Source organism: Pseudomonas sp. NY15181 (assembly GCF_048068055.1).
Lineage (GTDB): Bacteria > Pseudomonadota > Gammaproteobacteria > Pseudomonadales > Pseudomonadaceae > Pseudomonas.
The window spans coordinates 113,211-129,149 of the sequence record NZ_JBLUPT010000010.1; the positions used below are offsets into that span (position 1 = coordinate 113,211).

A 15,939-nucleotide genomic window follows, 5' to 3' on the forward strand; every position below is an offset into this window, starting at 1 on the left:
GCTTTCAGCACTGCCCTGATTGATCCTTCGGAAATGCAAAGGTGGTCTCCACATAACGACGCGCATGGATGACCGGGACAGGTATAACAGGAGGATCGAGCGGCTCGCCCCGGAAGCAGCGCAAATGGTTGGTCACCATGTCGTACCCGGAAAGACGACTGAACGCGACTCCGCCGGAAAAACGTGGATTGATGTCCATTACCAGGGGCCAGTCACCACCCACCAGAAACTCGACGTTGATGCAGCCATCGAGATCCAGCGTCGTCGCGATCTGACGAGCTGCGTCGATCAACGCCGGCTCGTTCAGCATTCTGACTGTAACCCCCGCACCGTTGGAGGTTCGCACCAGCTCCTGTCGCGCCATTGCAGCCCATTGTTGGTTGTCGCGCCGCCGCACGATGTCCACGACGCACACGTCGCCATCCAGTAATGGCTGCACGACGTAAGGGCGCCCTTTCAGCTTCTTTCGCAGGTAAATCAAATCATCCTTATCGAGGATTCGTGCCAGCCCCTCACTGCATCGGCCATCACGTGGCTTGGCATGCAAGGGAAAAGGCAGGTCCTCTATCGCGGGATCCTCCATCTTCCAGGTAGGGATTGGGTGAACGTCCGGATGATCTCGAAACGCCTCGAAGACCAACCATTTATCCCGGCTGATGCGAACGGCTTCGGCAGGAGCCATGCACAAGATGATGCCCCGCTCTGAAAACGCATCTCGACACTGAGTGAAAGCATCGACCTCAAGATCAATGAGAGGCAGGACGTGGGTTACCTGCTCCGCCTGGCATATGTCCAACACACGGGCGATATAGGCGGGCATGTCCCTGGCAGGCGGAACGCGATGGAACGCGTCCAGCATGACGGAAGCAGCGCTCCACTCTCGAGGAAGTGTGCTTACCCCCACCACTCGCGATTGCGGAGCGTGGCGAAGGGAGTGAATGACCGCCTCCGCACAGAAAGACCCTATGGCGGTTACCAGGTAGGTTGACGAAAGACCTGAACGAGACTGAATGTTCAATTGAATACTCTGCCAGCGGTACGCCAATAAACACGGCAGAACAATGAAGTCCTTCCTTTCGCACCCTAATCTGGTATCCCCTGAGCCATCTCGATGAGACGTCGGGGGATCTTGAGTCATCCAGCCCGGTGCGCCTGCCATCCTCTTTGGAGCTTTGGCCAAATGCTGCGCGCATGACCTTAAGACAGTGTGAAGAGCGAGGCCCATTCAATCGCTCACTGTGTCGCTGGAGGACCAGGATCATCTGCTGCATACCTTGCCTTCGGCGAAGCACTGAGACCTGTCGGCAAGCACCCCGTTACCCAATTCTCATGAGCGCGAGCCCGCGTCCAGGTGAGGCCCGTCAATGGCCAGGTACTGGTGCCTGCGGTACGCACACCAAGCCTGGCCGCCCTTTTGTCGATGCCCCTGTAGCGACATTGCGCAGCGGCTAAACTTTACGGATCGCCCTCTGGTCGAGGCTTCCGCCATGCCAGACACCCAGCGCCCACTACCTCTTCCACAGGTCAACTGCCACGCCTGCTCGCTGAGTCGGCTTTGCCTTCCCGCAAGCCTGACCGATGGCGAAGTCGCGGAACTGGACCGGATAGTCCGGCGCAATCGACCTTTGCATAAGGGGGAATATCTGTTTCGAGCCGGTGAGCCCATGCGGCAGGTATTTGCATTGCGTTCTGGCGCGTTGAAGACCTATCTGCTCGAAGCCAGTGGTGACCAACAGGTGACGGGCTTTGTTCTGCCGGGCGAGCTGATTGGGCTGGATGCTATCGGCGCCGCTGAGTTTCGTGGTTTCGCGGTGGCATTGGAGACCTCCATGGTCTGCGCCATCGACCTGCAGCAGCTGGAGGACCTGTCCGGACGTATCCCTGGTTTACGTCACCAACTGCTGCATATTCTCAGCCAGGGCATCCACGGAGAACACGAGCATATTCGTTGCAATCGTGAGCGAGCGGAGCAGCGCCTTGCGCAATTCCTGCTCAGCCTTTCGGCACGCTATCAGCAACGAGGACTACGGCAAGATCAGTTCATGCTCCCCATGACGCGCGGCGATATCGGCAATTATCTGGACCTCACACTGGAAACCATCAGCCGCTTGTTCACGCGTTTCGTTCAGGACGGCCTGATTGAATGCCACGGCCGGGAGGTGCACCTGCTCAGCCGCTCGGAGCTGTGTCGATTGAGTGGCATCGAGGAGCGGAGCATTGTGCCAAGGGGGCCTGAGCAATTCCCTTGATCGCCGACTCGACGTCACGGCGCAAGCCAGGCAAGGCACTCAACGGGACTGCCATCCGGAGCAATTCCAAACGGTGGGCCAAGCAGCGCAGAGACCGGTTTGATTCGCATCAAAGCGAAGCACTTCGCGCAGGCGGAGGCTGTTCGCCAGCAATCCCTTGCGATGCCCCGGAGGCCATCATGAATCCAACCGGACACCCACCACTCCCCGAGAACTCCGCGCTATCGCCATCCCTGGTTTGCGAGCATGTCGGCCAGCCAGGCGCCCTTCTTATTGCAGAGGAAATACTGCATTCGCGGACGGCAGGTACGACGGGTACATGCCCAGTTGGAGCGGTGGCCGACTGAGCTTCGACCAATGAGCGCCGATGCCAGTCTCAGGACGCTGACGAAGCGCGCTGGAAGGTGTGCCAGACGTAACCTTGGGAAGCTTCGTAAGGCGCCGGAACAACAAGACGGTTGTGACGTCGACCGGCCACACTGGAATGGCGTCACAGGTGATCGCTTTACTGTGACGGGATTCAGTAACCGCAATCCGTCGCCCCAGGGATGAACACCATGGAACGCAGGGCAATCGAAGTCTGGACACAGTGGATCGATCCAGCGCTGCTGCTGACTACCTGCCTGGGCCTCGCGCTTGGCGGCCTGGCCCAGGCACTGGGGCGGGCCGATCTGGCCGGGGTGAGTTGGGCTGCAGGCAGCATCGTGATGACGCTGGTGTTGCTCGCCGAAGTTGTGCAGCGCCTGCTACGTCGTGAAGCCGGCGTGGACCTGATTGCCTTGCTCGCCATCGTCGCGGCGCTGGGCTTTGAGCAATGGCTCGTGGCTGCGGTAGTGGCGCTGATGCTTTCCAGCGGTCGCACGCTGGAGTTCTACACCTCACGCCGGGCCGTGCGAGAGCTTCAGACGCTGCTGGATCGCGCACCACGCCATGCGTGGCTGGTCAAGGAAGCCGAATTGTGCCGCATCCCCATAGACCAGGTTCACGTGGGCCAGGTGCTGATGGTTCGCCTGGGTGAGGTTGTACCGGTGGATGGTCGCTTGTTGAGCACCAGTGCAAGCCTCGACGAATCGGCACTGACCGGCGAGCCCCTGCCGGTTACGCGCGTCGAGGGCAGCCCCCTGCCCAGCGGGATCGTCAATCTGGGGGAGCCATTCAAATTGGAGGCGTTGCAGACGGCGGAGCAAAGCACCTACGCCGGAGTGTTGCGACTGGCCGAAACGGCACGCCGCTCCAAGGCGCCCTTCGCTCGCCTGGCCGACCGCTACGCATTGCTCTTCGTCCCGGCGACGCTATTGCTGGCCGGGGCCGCCTGGCTGATCAGCGGCGAGCCACTGCGTGCTCTCGCCGTGATGGTGGTCGCCACGCCATGCCCGCTGATTCTTGCCGTCCCCATCGCAATCATGGGCGGAATCTCACGTGCGGCACGACGAGGCATCCTGTTCAAGGATGGCGCGACCCTTGAAGCACTGGCGGAAGTGCGAGAGCTGTTCCTGGACAAGACCGGAACCCTCACCAGCGGCCAGGCGAAGGTACAAGCGGTGGAAGTGACGCAAGAGCAGGAAGCAGCTCAAGTCCTGGCCATGGCCGCCTCCCTGGCACAAGCGTCGATGCATCCCATTTCCCAGGTGGTGGTCGATGCCGCCAGGCTGCAGAAGCTGGAGCTGCACGAACCCTCGCAAGTGGAAGAAGTGCCGGGCGCGGGTCTTGAGGGTCGGGTCGACGCTCATCGCGTTCGCCTGGGCACTCTTTCCTTTGTCTGCGCGGGAGCGGAGCCGGGTCAATGGGCGGCTCGCGTGCTGCGTCGTATGGACTATGGCGCGTACGGTGGCAGCTTCATCGCTGTAGACGGAGAGCTGGCGGGAGCCGTGCTGTTCGCTGACGTAGTTCGCCGCGAGACGCCGCGCGTCGTGCGTCGGCTACGGGCTGCCGGTATCGAGCGGCTCGTGATGCTCACCGGGGACCGTCAGGAGAATGCGGAGGCGGTCGCCCTGGCGGCCGGCATTGATGAGGTGCAGGCCGGGCTGGCTCCAGCGGACAAGGTCCGGGCGGTTCAGGAAGGCGGACTGCTGGGCCGCACCGCAATGGTCGGGGATGGCATCAATGACGCGCCAGCCCTTGCCGCGGCTGATGTAGGCGTTGCCATGGGGGCTGCGGGTACTGGCGCTTCCTCTGAAGCCGCGGGGGTGGTGCTGATGGTGGATCGTCTGGACCGATTGGTGGAAGCACTGGAAATCGCCAGGCAGACAAAATCCATCGCCCGTCAGGCGGTATGGATCGGTATGGGCCTGTCCCTACTGGCGATGCTGGTAGCGGCTTCTGGTTTCCTTTCCGCGCTTGCCGGCGCGGTTCTCCAGGAGTTGATCGACGTGATGGCCATAGCCTGTGCCCTGCGAACATTGGCTATGCGCAAAGTGCCGACGGAACGGCTGACTGGGGAGCAAGTGGACCGCCTTCATCAAGACCACGTGCAACTGGAGCGAGTGCGCGCCCGGTTGCGGGAACTGGCCGAGACATTCGCGCAATTGCCCCCGGATGTCGCTCGCGCTTCATTGAACGGACTCGTCGATGAGTTGCAGAAACAGCTGGCCGAACATGAGCGCGAGGACGAACGCACGCTCTACCCGATGTTGTCTGCGCAACTGGCGGGAGATGATCCATTGTCAGCGCTCAGTTATGGCCATCGCGAGATTTTCCGGCTGATCCTGTTGCTCACTCGCGTGCGCGATGACCTTCTTCAGGAGCCGCCAGCGGTATCGCTGAAGGAGGTGCAGACACTGCTGATCCGCCTTGACACCCTGGTCCAGCTGCATTTTGACCAGGAAGAAGAACTGTATCGATACCTCGATCGGCGTTGATGGGGATGTGGCTCTTGCGAGCGAGGCGCGAACGGCAGCTGTCGATGTACCTGCAGGCGCCTGCCGGTCGGCGGCTGAAGGTGATGAGATGGCGGCCGCTTGATCATGATCAAATTCATGTGTCCCTCCCGGCGTACAAGTAAGTCAGCGGCTCACCCGAGTAGAGGCGCCGTGCCAGGAGGTCTCCATGTCAACTCATTGCGAAGCATCTTGCGAATGTCCGGATGAACACTGGGTCGAGACTCTGAATGACGGAAGCCATGTGCTGATCCGTCCACTTCGTCCCGAAGACCGAACGCGCGAGGCGGATTTCATTGCCAGGCTGTCTCCGGAAGCGCGCCATTTCCGATTCCTGTGCACCATGAAGGAGGTCAGTCCGGCCCTGCTGGACCAACTGATGGCGGTCGACTTCAAGGACAGCGTCGCCTACGTCGCCCTGGCGCATCAGGATGGGGAGTTGGTCGAGATCGGCATCAGTCGTTACGCGCGCGGGGCGGCCCCCCAGCAGTGCGAGTGTGCGGTGACCGTAGCCGATGCCTGGCGTCATCGAGGATTGGCCGTGGCACTGATGCGCCATTTGATCGAAGCGGCCAGGCTGCAAGGTTTCAAGCAGATGTATTCGATCGACACGGCGGCCAACAGCGCGATGCACGAACTGGCGCGATTCCTTGGATTCAGCAGCCGCCAGGACCCCGGTGATCCCGCGCAAATCATTCATACCCTGCAATTGCAGCCAGCGCCGTAAGGCGGGGAGGTACTCATGCGCACGCAATTACTCTGCACCAGTGACGGCCGCTGTTACGTGCAGCTCGATCAATACCGGGTTCCTTTCGCCGATGAGTTTCAGGCTCGCGAGTACCTGGAACGACTCCATCAACGCCTCGCAGCGCCCCATGAGTTGCCCACGGGCAGCCGCCGTGGAAGTGAACGGCGACGCGCCGGCTGAGCAGGCCTCCCGGGCCGCTGTCATGGTCTGCGGACCATGGGCCCCTTTCCGTCTCCTGAATCTACCCACAACGAGCGAAGGTCGCAGATGATTCTCGATGGCTCGTTGATGGACACCAGGCATACGCGGTTCTCCCAACGATCCCAGAGAAACACGTATTGGCTGTCCCCACCGGCGGGCGTGTAACGAAGCTCCATCCAGGCGACACAGGCGATCGCCCAGATGGAGAGCAATACGACGAGCAACGCGAACACCTTCATGGTCTTGCCTCAGGGACGAACCGCCAGAATGCTGGAGTTGACGCGATACAACGTCTGCTCGGTGGTGCTGCCTATGATCTTCGCCAGCCCAGCGTGATAGAGGGTCCCCATGACGACGACGTCCATCTGCTGCTGGGCAGCGAAATCAGCGATGACTCGCATGGCTGGCCCCTTGGCCAGATGCTGGCAGGGACGTCCCACGCCGAATCGTGCGCCAATATCGTCCATGCGCTGGCGCGAGCGACCGCTCAACTGTTCAGCCACTTCCGGAGTCCAGGCTACCGGGCTTGCGGCATAGGCAAGAAAGCTGGAGCTCACATCGTAGGCCTGCAACAGATGCAGCTCCGCGTCGCATTGCCGAGCGAACTGCCGGGCTGAGTCGACAATCCGGTCGTTCAGGGCATTGACCTCGGGTTCGTCCTGCGAAAGGTCGATTGCCGCCACCACCTTGCGCGGCAACGGATGTTGCGCAAGGCTGACCAGGTGCAGTGGTACCGGGCACTGGCGGAGCAGTTGCCAATCCAGCGGATGCATCAAGGTGCGGCTCAGCGTTGGCTCGTACTGCGTATCCTTGACCACAAGATCGATCTGACGCGTCGTTACCAGTCGAAGAATGTCTTCCAGCGGCTCTTCGCTCCAGATCGCTTCTGCACTGGCATCGATACCGTGCCCACGTAGCAGTTGGAGCTGATCATCAAGCCATGCCTGACGGTGCTCCTGGATAGTTTCACGGGCACGTAGCTGAGTGCTGTAATCGAGAAGCGCCAGGCCAGCTGGCATGCCCCCCAACACCACAACGTGCAGGCTTGCGCCGAAGGAGCCGGCCAGGGCCTGGGCGCGAGCCATGGCAGGGGAATAGTGAAGTTCAGGGTCGCAGATCAGAAGCAGACGGGCAAAGGCGTTCATGATGCCTCCGGTGCAATGCATATGAGCGTTATGCCATGAGCCTGTGCCGCTCCAGTGCGGCGGACTTTGATGCTGATCAAGGGCGGTTCCGGATACGTCCGTTGAAACGATCAAAGCGCTGCACGGGGCCATCATGGATCGATGTCGGCCAGGCTCCGTCGGGTAGCAAACACCGCTCGTCTCGCAGCCAGATGCGAGACGCTGGCACGCCATACCACTGGCACAGGCGAGCCGCTCGTTGTGCAAGAGGAGCCGGAGCGGCGCAATACACAAGGTCAGGCAATTGCTTGCTCAGGTACTCCCGCAGCCGCTCCAGTGGACAGGAGTCCGGCCCGGCCTCGGCGAGCAGGCCCAGTGTCCGCAACCAGCTCCGGCAATCGTCGGGAAGGTGAGCCGGGCTCGTCGCATCATGGATGAGCGACAAGCGTACCCACGGCATCCAGCAGGCAAACTCGTCGATTGCCGCGGCCACGGCCAATATTCCACCCTCGCTGGCGAAGACCAGCAGCCGGGAGGCGCCCAGCGGCAAAGGCCACCCCGTGCCAAACGGGCCGCGATAACCGAGATGTTCCGATGTCAGTGGCAGGCCGGGTTGGCGCGCGGCCACGATGAAGCGTCGATCTCGCCCGGGCAGGCTTACATAATCGAACGGACGAGGCTCCCGTCCGTGGTCATGCAGCACGCAGTACTGTCCGGGAATGACGGCCTCCGACTCACTGTTCTCCAACAGCAGACGCAGACACTGGATCGCACCCGCAAGGGGCAGTACATCCAGAACTCGCACCCGGCAAACAGTCTCCCGTTCCATGCCGCGCCTCCAAGGCGAGCGCCGGCGAGATACGCCAGCTACGAACTCAGGCTAAGTAGCGACGCTCGGGCTGCCTTGATCGCCGTCAACTTGCCTCCGGGAAAATGGATGCGATGTCCGAAACCGCATTTGATCGACATCAAAGTGCACGCCCACGGTGGCCGCAGAATCGAATGGCCTCGTCAGTGAGGCAACCTTCATCCTGCGGAGGAATGCATCATGTCCGAGCCCGCGAAAAAAGTACCCGTCAGCACGGTTCCCAGCCAACCGGCCAAGGCTTCTGCGCAGACCGCCAGCCATTACAATCCATGGCATCCCTTCGAGAACCTGCGCCGGCAAATCGACACCCTCTTCGACGACTTCGGCCGTGCCCCTTTACGTCTTCCCTTCGGTCATAGTGCCTTCGATGCCGATCCCTTCTGGCGTCGCGAGCCATTCACCCATGGCTTGCCTGCGGTGGATGTCAGCGAGCAGGCGGAGGAGTTCAGGATCAACGCCGAGCTGCCCGGCATGGATGAGAAGGACATCGAGATCAAGCTGGCCAATGGTTGCCTGATCATCAAAGGCGAGAAGAAGGAAGAAAAGAACGAAGCGCGCAAGGAGTACCACATCTCCGAGCGCCGTTACGGCAGCTTCGAGAGGGTGTTCCGGCTGCCTCGAGAGGTGGACCCGGAAAGGATCCAGGCCCAGTTCAGCAAGGGCGTCCTGCAGGTGCAACTGCCCAAGCGCGCCGAGGCGGTTCATCCCGAGAAGATCATTCCCGTCAAGGCGGCCAAGTGAAACGCCGGCGCCCTCGAGGAGCGGGGGCGCCATTCTTCAATAGCTACGGTTACGGCATTGGAAGGCGCGCTACATCACCCACGTGCACGCGCCCTCCTCCCGACCGTCAGTCGATGGATGCAGGTGCATCAAGGCGACCGGACGCTCGTCGATTCTGCGACACACCGGTGCTGACGATGCACTGGCGTCGGCACTCTCCTGATCCGCCGCGCCCATTGAAATGACCGAGGTGCACCATGAGCCAGATTCAGAAACTCCTGCTGATCGCTCACCCAGACCTGCACGACGCTCCGGCGCTGCATCGCGCGACGGCCCTGGCGGCTGCCTGTGGGGCATCCCTGCATGTGATCGCTTACGTGGAACCCTTCGCCACGTTCGGCCTGTTGGCGCGACACGTACAGAATGATACGCGTGAGAGCCTGCTGTCGGTGCAGCGTGAGCGCTGGGACAAAGAGTGCCACTTGCAGCGTGGGCGTGGCGCAGGCCTCGACATGACTGCATCCGTGGCCTGGACGACTGATCTACGTGCAGACCTGCTCCGGGACATCCGCGAACTGCAGCCGGACCTGGTAATCAAGGACATCCAGCACGAGTCAGCGTTCAAGCGCTCATTCGTCACTCCGCTGGATTGGTACCTGCTGCGCGAGTGTCCCAAACCGCTCCATCTGGTCCATGACGCATACCACCCGCTGCCTCGCCGAATTGTCGCGGCGGTGGATCCGGCGGATCCGCGAACCCTGATCAGCGGCATCAACGAGCAGATCATTTCGGCGGCAAACGGGCTGGCCCTGCAGTGCAGCGCCGAACTCCATCTTCTGTACATCTACGACTGCATGCCGGCCTACATGGCCAATCGCGGCGAAGGCACCGTCGCCTGGGTAGACCTGATCGAGGAATTGCGAAGCTCCCTGCATCAGTCCTTCGTCAGCCTGGCCGACCAGCACGGGGTCCCCCAGGAGCGACGCCATTTCCTGATGGGCACCCCGCTTCGCGGCATATCCCATTTCGCCCAGGAGAACACGATGGACATCGTGGTAATGGGGCGCGTACATCGCACGGGCGTAGATCGCCTGATCGGCAGCACGACGGAGCACGTTCTCGATCAGATACCCAGCAGTGTGCTTGCCGTGGGCTCCGAAAGCTGACGGTAGAGCGTCGTGCAGCCCCAGGTGCTTTGCCGGCTGGTGGAATTGCAGGCGGAGGTACACCGGACGGGCTGAAGTTGATGAGTATCAAAGTCGAACCGCCCTCCTCGTTTCAGGCTGCAACTGAAGAGTAACCGGCAGCGGAGCAAGACGATGAGCCAGTACCGGAAAGTGTTCCTGGTCGCCGCCCCTCACTGGCAGCATTCACCCGCTTATCGGCGTGCCTTGGCGATTGTGCGACGAGGCAACGCTTCGCTGCATATCGGAATGTTCTTCGAGCCGCGGCTGGGCCTGCCGTTCCTGATCGATCACCTGCGCGATGAGCTGTTGAGGCAGTGCCGTGCAGAACTGGAACGCGAAACCGAAGAACTTCGCCGCACGGGATTGACCGTGACCTGTGAGGTCGTCTGGAGCGCCGAGCCCTGCAAGGAAATTCTGGAACGCGTGGCGGAGCTGGAAGCAGACCTGGTGATCAAGAATGTGCACCACGAGCCAGCTCTGCGACGGGTATTCGTCACACCGCTGGACTACCGCCTGTTGAGAGCTTGCCAGGTCCCCTTGCACCTGGTTGCCGAGGCGCCCCATCCATTGCCGCTCAAAGTGGCGGCCGCCCTGGATGTAGCTAGACCGGAGCTTCTCGCAAGCGGACTCAACGAAGGGATCATCCAGGCCGCGCGGAATATGGCCAGCCTGTGCGGCGCCGAACTGCATCTACTGCACGCATGCGACCTGCCAACGGCCATCGGGTATGACTCGGCGATGCTGAGCAGCAGTTGGGATACCAGTTATGCGGAGCAAGTTCGAATCTCGCTCTATCAAACGTTCAACCAAGTGGGCGACAAATGGGGCATTCCCACGGAACGCCGCCACTTCGTCCTCGGCCCGGCCGCTCAGGGAATCACGAACTTCATGAATGACCATCAGATTGACGTGATGGTGCTTGGAATGCAGCGCCGCCTGGGCCTGGACCGCATCCTGGGAAGCACCACCGAACGGCTGCTGTACCATGTTTCCGGCAGCCTGCTGGCAGTCGGCGCCGATGCCACGGGGCACCCCAGGTTGCAGCAGGGTATCGAGAAGGCGCAGTGACGATCATTGATCGTGAAAACTGGAGATCAAGCAGGACGTGTTCCGCCCCCTGCATCACCAATGCAAGCCGGGCGTCGTCCCGGCCACCATAGGACCCGTTCCATGGCCGGCATGTTTCATGCCGCTCTCACCCCTCACGCGTGCTGCATACCGGCACGCTTGAGCAACTGCCGGCAGCGCTCCGACAGGTGCACCACGCGCAGGTGCTTGCCCGCCTTGGCATAGCGCTCGCGCAGGGTCTTCAGCGCAGCGATGGCCGAATAGTCGACGAAGCTCAGGTGCGCGCAGTCCAGGGTGATCTGCTGCGGATCGCCCGCCGGGTCGAACTGGTTGAGGAACGGCGTGGTCGAGGCGAAGAACAGCGTGCCGTGCACGCGATAGAGCCGGCTGCCGTCGGCCTCGTCATGCACGTCCGCGTACAGCTCGCGGGCGTGCTTCCAGGCGAAGTCCAGCGCGGCGATGACAATGCCGCAGAACACGGCAATCGCAAGGTCGGTCGCCACGGTGATCGCGGTCACCGCGACAATTACCAGCACATCGCTCAGCGGCACCTTGTGCAATACCCGCAGCGAGGCCCAGGCGAAGGTCTGCTGCGACACCACGAACATCACGCCGACCAGCGCCGCCAGCGGGATGCGCTCGATCAGCGGCGAGAGGAACAGCACGAAGAGCAGGATCATCACCCCCGCCACCACGCCCGACAGCCGGCCACGGCCGCCGGAGCTGAGGTTGATCACGGTCTGCCCGATCATGGCGCAGCCGCCCATGCCGCCGAACAGCGCGGAAACGATGTTGGCGCCACCCAGCGCCACGCACTCGCGGTCGGGGAAGCCACGGCTCTCGGTGATCTCGTCGGTGAGGTTCAGGGTCAGCAGGGTTTCCAGCAGGCCGACCATCGCCATGAGGAAGGCGTAGGGCGCGATGATCCGCAGGGTTTCCAGGTTCCACGGGATGTCCGGCAGAGCGAACGGCGGCAGGCCACCGGCGATGTGCGCCATGTCGCCCAGGGTGCGGGTCGGCACGTGCAGCAGGTGGACCAGCAGGCCCACGCCGAGGATCGCCACCAGCGCCGGCGGCACCGCGCGGGTCAGGCGCGGCAGCAGGTAGACCACCGCCATGGTCAGCGCCACGAGGCCGAGCATCAGGTACAGCGGGTTGCCGCTGAGCCAGCGTTCGCCGTCCTTGAAATGCTCCAGCTGGGCCAGCGCGATGACGATCGCCAGGCCATTCACGAAGCCCAGCATTACCGGATGCGGCACCATCCGCACCAGCTTGCCCAGGCGCAACAGACCGAAGGCGACCATCACCAGGCCACCCAGCAGCACCGTGGCCAGCAGGTACTGCACGCCGTGCTGCACCACCAGGGCGACTATCACCACCGCCATCGAACCGGCCGCGCCGGAGACCATGCCGGGCCGCCCGCCGAACAGTGCAGTCAGGGTGCAGAGGATGAATGCGCCATACAGCCCCATCAGCGGATTGAGGTGGGCGACCAGGGCAAAGGCGATGCACTCGGGCGCCAGGGCGAAGGACGTGGTCAGTCCTGCCAGGACATCGGCACGCAGGCGGGCGGGTTTCATGGTTCGACTCGGTACGGGTGCTGCGGAAAAGGCCGGCAATGGTACGCAAACGCGTCACGCACGGCCACTCGCCAAGCTCGCCTGGCGACGGCCGCCACATCCGGCAGCGGTAGAGCGAAGGCACTGGCCAATCAGTTCTCCGGAACCCAGGGCCCGACCTCGACGATACGGCGCACATAGATACGCGGCTCGGGCATGACGGACTCGTCGAGCGTCTCCCCTGAGAAACATCGCCAATGGTTGATCACCATGTCGTACCCCGACATCTGGCTGAAGGCGACACCCGCCGAAAACCGGGGGTTGATGTCCATCAGCAGCGGGATGCCGGCGTGCATCAGGAACTCGACGTTGATGCAGCCATCCAGATCGAGGGCGCGCGCGACTTCGAGCGCCGCATCGATCAGCGCCGGATCGTTCAACATCCGGACGGTCATGCCGGCGCCGTTGGAGGTCCGCATCAGCTCCTGCCTGGCCATGGCCACCGCGCGCCCGCTGGTGCGCTGGCGCACGACATCGACCACGCACACCTCGCCCTCGAGCAGCGGCTGCACGATATAGCCGCGCCCATCCAGCTTCCTGCGGAAGTACACAAGGTCGTGCACGTCGTATATCCGCTCCAGCCCTTCGCTGCTGCGGCCGCCGCGCGGCTTGGCGATCAGGGGGAAGGCCAACCCCGTCGAGGGAAGCTCCTCCAGCCGCCAGGTGGGAATGGTGTGGATGAGCGGATCGCCGCGAAACGCCTCGAAGACGCGCCACTTGTCACGACTCACGCGCACGCTTTCGACCGGCGACATGCACAACGTGATGCCGCGGCGGGAGAACACCTCATGGTGCAGTACGAAGGCATCGACCTCGACGTCCGTCAGCGGCAATACATGGGTGACCCCTTCTGCTTCGCAGAGCGAAAGAACACTGCCGGCATAAGCCTGCGCGTCCCGCGCGGCGGGCACCTGGTGCACGGTATCGAGCAGGGCCGAGGTGGCCGTCCATTCCTGCGGAACCGTGCTACTGCCGAGGATTCGCATGTGCGAACAACGGCGCAACGAAGTGATAACTGCTTCTGCGGCGAAGGAACCAATGGCGGTGACGAGGAGCGTCGGGGTCGATCCACAGGGGGATCGCGTATTCACTTCGAATTCCCGTCGCGGGCGCGTCGGGAAAACAATGGAGCAGGGACACCAGTACCCATTTCCACGGCCTCACGTTGACTCTACTGCCTGACTGCCGAATCGCCCTCCTGGCCCGGTCTTCCTATAGGTTCAGCGTAGACGGTAGATGCACCGGCGACGGACCGGCCAGGGAAGTCGGAAAACCGATCGCTGCGCCCAGGTGTGCTCGATCACCGTAACCGGCAGCGCCCTCCGGGGTCCGGCATCGCCCGGCGAGGCCCTACTCCGCCCGCGTCTGCACCAGCGCCCCATGCAGGAAGAGCTTCTCCAGCACACTGGCCGAGCTGGAGCTGGCCGCCCGGCCGTAGCGCTCGGCGTCGACCATGCCATAGAGCATCGAGAGGAAGAGTTCGGTGAACACCGCAGCGGTGATGTCGATGCGGAACACGCCGTTCTGCTGGCCGCGCAGGAAGAAGGCGTCCACGGCGTCGATGTAGTAGCTCCAGCGCTCGGTGGCGGTCTCTACGTCGAGGCTTTCGGTGCGGAACTGGAATATCAGGAAGGCCAGCATGTCGCGGTGCTTGAGGTGCTCGGCGATCAGCCGGCGAAGCGCGTCCAGCGACGGGTCCTGCTGCAGCTCGGCAGCCTCGAGGATCTTCCGGATCACCGAATGGCCATAGGTCTCCAGCATCTGCACCAGGTTGTCGCGGGTGCCGCAGAAGCGGTGCAACGTGGCCTTGCTCACCCCCGCCGACTCCGCCAGCTCCTTCAGCGTCGCCCGTGGGCGATCGACGATGGCCACGGCCAGCGCGTTGAGAAGGCGTTCATCGTGGGCAGTGAGTGTCATTCGTAGCCTCGGAACTGGATGTCGGGTTGTTTTGATGTTGGAAAGTCTCATTGTGCAGAAAGAGGCCCTCCTTTTGAAAGGAGATGACACATTTTATACAACCAGGAAGCAAATGAGACAATATTGACTCAATTTGAGTTTGAAAGGATCATGCGCACCTTTCCAGTTAGACAGACCCGGGTGAATCATGGGCAGCGTGCGTGCAATAGGGACGATCAGTGTTTTGGTAGCGGCGATGGCGCTGGCCGGCTGCGGGCCTTCGGGCGAGCCGGAAGCGGCCGCCGAGGTCGCCCGTCCGGTGGATGTGGTGGCGGTGGTCACCGAGCCGCTGGTGTTGACCTCGGAACTGCCGGGGCGCATCGAGCCCATGCGGGTGGCCGAAGTCCGCGCCCGGGTGGCCGGCATCGTGCTGCAGAAGCGTTTCGCCGAAGGCGCCGACGTGAAGGCCGGCGACCTGCTGTTCCAGATCGACCCGGCGCCGCTGAAGGCCGCCGTGTCCCGCGCCGAGGGCGAGCTGGCGCGTGCGCAGGCCTCGCTCTATGAGGCGCAGGCGCGGGTCAAGCGCTACGAGCCGCTGGTGAAGATCGAAGCGGTCAGCCAGCAGGACTTCGACAGCGCCACCGCCGACATGCGCAGCGCCCAGGCGGCGGTGCGTTCGGCACAGGCGGACCTGGAAACCGCGCGGCTGAACCTGGGCTATGCCTCGGTCAAGGCGCCGATCTCCGGTCGTATCGGTCGCGCATTGGTTACCGAGGGCGCGCTGGTCGGCCAGGGCGAGGCCACGCTGATGGCGCGTATCCAGCAGCTCGACCCGATCTACGCCGACTTCACCCAGCCGGTGGCCGATGCGCTGCGCCTGCGCGAGGCACTCAAGGGCGGCAACCTGTCCGCCGGCCAGAGCCAGGCGCTGAGCATCCGCGTCGACGGTACGGACTACGAGCGTCAGGGCGAACTGCTGTTTACCGATGTTTCGGTGGACCGTGGCACCGGCCAGGTTTCGCTGCGCGGCACCTTCGCCAACCCCGACGGCGTGCTGCTGCCGGGCATGTACGTGCGGGTCACCGCGCCCCAGGGCAGCGACGCCAAGGCCATCCTGGTGCCGCAGCGCGCCGTGCAGCGCGCCACCGACGGCAGCGCCCACGTGCTGGTGATCGGCGCCGACAGCCGCGTCGAGACCCGCCAGGTGCGGACCGGCGCGATGCAGGGCTCGCGCTGGCAGATCAGCCAGGGCCTGGCCAGCGGCGACCAGGTGATCGTCGGCGGCCTCACCGGCCTGCAGCCGGGCAGCAAGGTCGAACCGCGCCAGCCGCAGGAGCAACAGGCAGCCCGCCAGTAAGGCCGGGCTCGCCGCGAGGAATATCC

General features: G+C 63.0%; 13 protein-coding genes. 7 read left to right on the forward strand and 6 right to left on the reverse strand.

Annotation, left to right across the window (positions count from 1 at the left end; all coding sequences use genetic code 11):
* Positions 1–4: 4 nt before the first annotated feature.
* The gene (locus ACNFBT_RS21600; RefSeq protein WP_416752929.1) at positions 5–1,045 is read right to left on the reverse strand and encodes an ATP-grasp domain-containing protein; all 1,041 of its coding nucleotides are present in this window, start codon (positions 1,043–1,045) and stop codon (positions 5–7) included.
* 442 nt (positions 1,046–1,487) lie between these two features.
* Between ACNFBT_RS21600 and fnr the strand changes: the two genes are divergently transcribed.
* From fnr to ACNFBT_RS21615, 3 genes are all read left to right on the forward strand, one after another.
* Entirely contained in the window at positions 1,488–2,249 is a 762-nt protein-coding gene (gene fnr / locus ACNFBT_RS21605) for a fumarate/nitrate reduction transcriptional regulator Fnr (RefSeq protein WP_416752783.1), read from the forward strand.
* A gap of 557 nt (positions 2,250–2,806) precedes the next feature.
* A complete protein-coding gene (locus ACNFBT_RS21610) occupies positions 2,807–5,107 on the forward strand; it encodes a heavy metal translocating P-type ATPase (protein ID WP_416752784.1) in 2,301 nt (766 codons plus the stop codon).
* A 187-nt stretch (positions 5,108–5,294) separates the two neighbouring features.
* On the forward strand, positions 5,295–5,852 hold the full coding sequence (locus ACNFBT_RS21615) for a GNAT family N-acetyltransferase (RefSeq protein WP_416752785.1): 558 nt from the start codon (positions 5,295–5,297) through the stop codon (positions 5,850–5,852).
* Positions 5,853–6,322: 470 nt separating this feature from the next.
* Here ACNFBT_RS21615 and ACNFBT_RS21620 read toward each other — a convergent pair whose 3' ends face one another.
* Both ACNFBT_RS21620 and ACNFBT_RS21625 read right to left on the reverse strand, forming a co-directional pair.
* The gene (locus ACNFBT_RS21620) at positions 6,323–7,219 is read right to left on the reverse strand and encodes a universal stress protein (protein WP_416752786.1); all 897 of its coding nucleotides are present in this window, start codon (positions 7,217–7,219) and stop codon (positions 6,323–6,325) included.
* Positions 7,220–7,295: 76 nt separating this feature from the next.
* Positions 7,296–8,027, reverse strand: coding sequence for a hypothetical protein (locus ACNFBT_RS21625; RefSeq protein WP_416752787.1), 732 nt, complete (start codon positions 8,025–8,027; stop codon positions 7,296–7,298).
* 219 nt (positions 8,028–8,246) lie between these two features.
* Between ACNFBT_RS21625 and ACNFBT_RS21630 the strand changes: the two genes are divergently transcribed.
* From ACNFBT_RS21630 to ACNFBT_RS21640, 3 genes are all read left to right on the forward strand, one after another.
* Complete coding sequence (locus ACNFBT_RS21630) at positions 8,247–8,807, forward strand: Hsp20/alpha crystallin family protein (protein WP_416752788.1); 561 nt, start codon at positions 8,247–8,249, stop codon at positions 8,805–8,807.
* A gap of 236 nt (positions 8,808–9,043) precedes the next feature.
* A complete protein-coding gene (locus ACNFBT_RS21635) occupies positions 9,044–9,952 on the forward strand; it encodes a universal stress protein (RefSeq protein WP_416752789.1) in 909 nt (302 codons plus the stop codon).
* 153 nt (positions 9,953–10,105) lie between these two features.
* On the forward strand, positions 10,106–11,041 hold the full coding sequence (locus ACNFBT_RS21640; protein ID WP_416752790.1) for a universal stress protein: 936 nt from the start codon (positions 10,106–10,108) through the stop codon (positions 11,039–11,041).
* A 134-nt stretch (positions 11,042–11,175) separates the two neighbouring features.
* On the opposite strand, the gene ACNFBT_RS21645 is transcribed toward ACNFBT_RS21640, so the two are convergent.
* From ACNFBT_RS21645 to ACNFBT_RS21655, 3 genes are all read right to left on the reverse strand, one after another.
* Complete coding sequence (locus ACNFBT_RS21645; protein ID WP_416752791.1) at positions 11,176–12,621, reverse strand: SulP family inorganic anion transporter; 1,446 nt, start codon at positions 12,619–12,621, stop codon at positions 11,176–11,178.
* Positions 12,622–12,752: 131 nt separating this feature from the next.
* Complete coding sequence (locus tag ACNFBT_RS21650; RefSeq protein ID WP_416752792.1) at positions 12,753–13,751, reverse strand: ATP-grasp domain-containing protein; 999 nt, start codon at positions 13,749–13,751, stop codon at positions 12,753–12,755.
* Positions 13,752–14,010: 259 nt separating this feature from the next.
* Positions 14,011–14,577 (reverse strand): TetR/AcrR family transcriptional regulator, encoded by a 567-nt coding sequence (locus ACNFBT_RS21655; protein ID WP_416752793.1) that lies wholly within the window; start codon positions 14,575–14,577, stop codon positions 14,011–14,013.
* Positions 14,578–14,764: 187 nt separating this feature from the next.
* Here ACNFBT_RS21655 and ACNFBT_RS21660 point away from each other — a divergent pair, with 187 nt between their 5' ends.
* A complete protein-coding gene (locus tag ACNFBT_RS21660; protein ID WP_416752794.1) occupies positions 14,765–15,913 on the forward strand; it encodes a MexC family multidrug efflux RND transporter periplasmic adaptor subunit in 1,149 nt (382 codons plus the stop codon).
* The last annotated feature ends 26 nt before the right edge of the window (positions 15,914–15,939 follow it).

What these genes read in the sequence shown, in the direction of transcription:
- ACNFBT_RS21635 (WP_416752789.1), top strand. Translation starts at nt 9,044, where the DNA reads ATGAGCCAGATTCAGAAACTCCTGCTGATCGCTCACCCAGACCTGCAC.
- ACNFBT_RS21610 (WP_416752784.1), top strand. Translation starts at nt 2,807, where the DNA reads ATGGAACGCAGGGCAATCGAAGTCTGGACACAGTGGATCGATCCAGCG.
- ACNFBT_RS21625 (WP_416752787.1), bottom strand. Translation starts at nt 8,027, where the DNA reads ATGGAACGGGAGACTGTTTGCCGGGTGCGAGTTCTGGATGTACTGCCC.
- ACNFBT_RS21640 (WP_416752790.1), top strand. Translation starts at nt 10,106, where the DNA reads ATGAGCCAGTACCGGAAAGTGTTCCTGGTCGCCGCCCCTCACTGGCAG.
- ACNFBT_RS21630 (WP_416752788.1), top strand. Translation starts at nt 8,247, where the DNA reads ATGTCCGAGCCCGCGAAAAAAGTACCCGTCAGCACGGTTCCCAGCCAA.
- ACNFBT_RS21615 (WP_416752785.1), top strand. Translation starts at nt 5,295, where the DNA reads ATGTCAACTCATTGCGAAGCATCTTGCGAATGTCCGGATGAACACTGG.
- ACNFBT_RS21660 (WP_416752794.1), top strand. Translation starts at nt 14,765, where the DNA reads ATGGGCAGCGTGCGTGCAATAGGGACGATCAGTGTTTTGGTAGCGGCG.
- fnr (WP_416752783.1), top strand. Translation starts at nt 1,488, where the DNA reads ATGCCAGACACCCAGCGCCCACTACCTCTTCCACAGGTCAACTGCCAC.
- ACNFBT_RS21655 (WP_416752793.1), bottom strand. Translation starts at nt 14,577, where the DNA reads ATGACACTCACTGCCCACGATGAACGCCTTCTCAACGCGCTGGCCGTG.
- ACNFBT_RS21620 (WP_416752786.1), bottom strand. Translation starts at nt 7,219, where the DNA reads ATGAACGCCTTTGCCCGTCTGCTTCTGATCTGCGACCCTGAACTTCAC.
- ACNFBT_RS21645 (WP_416752791.1), bottom strand. Translation starts at nt 12,621, where the DNA reads ATGAAACCCGCCCGCCTGCGTGCCGATGTCCTGGCAGGACTGACCACG.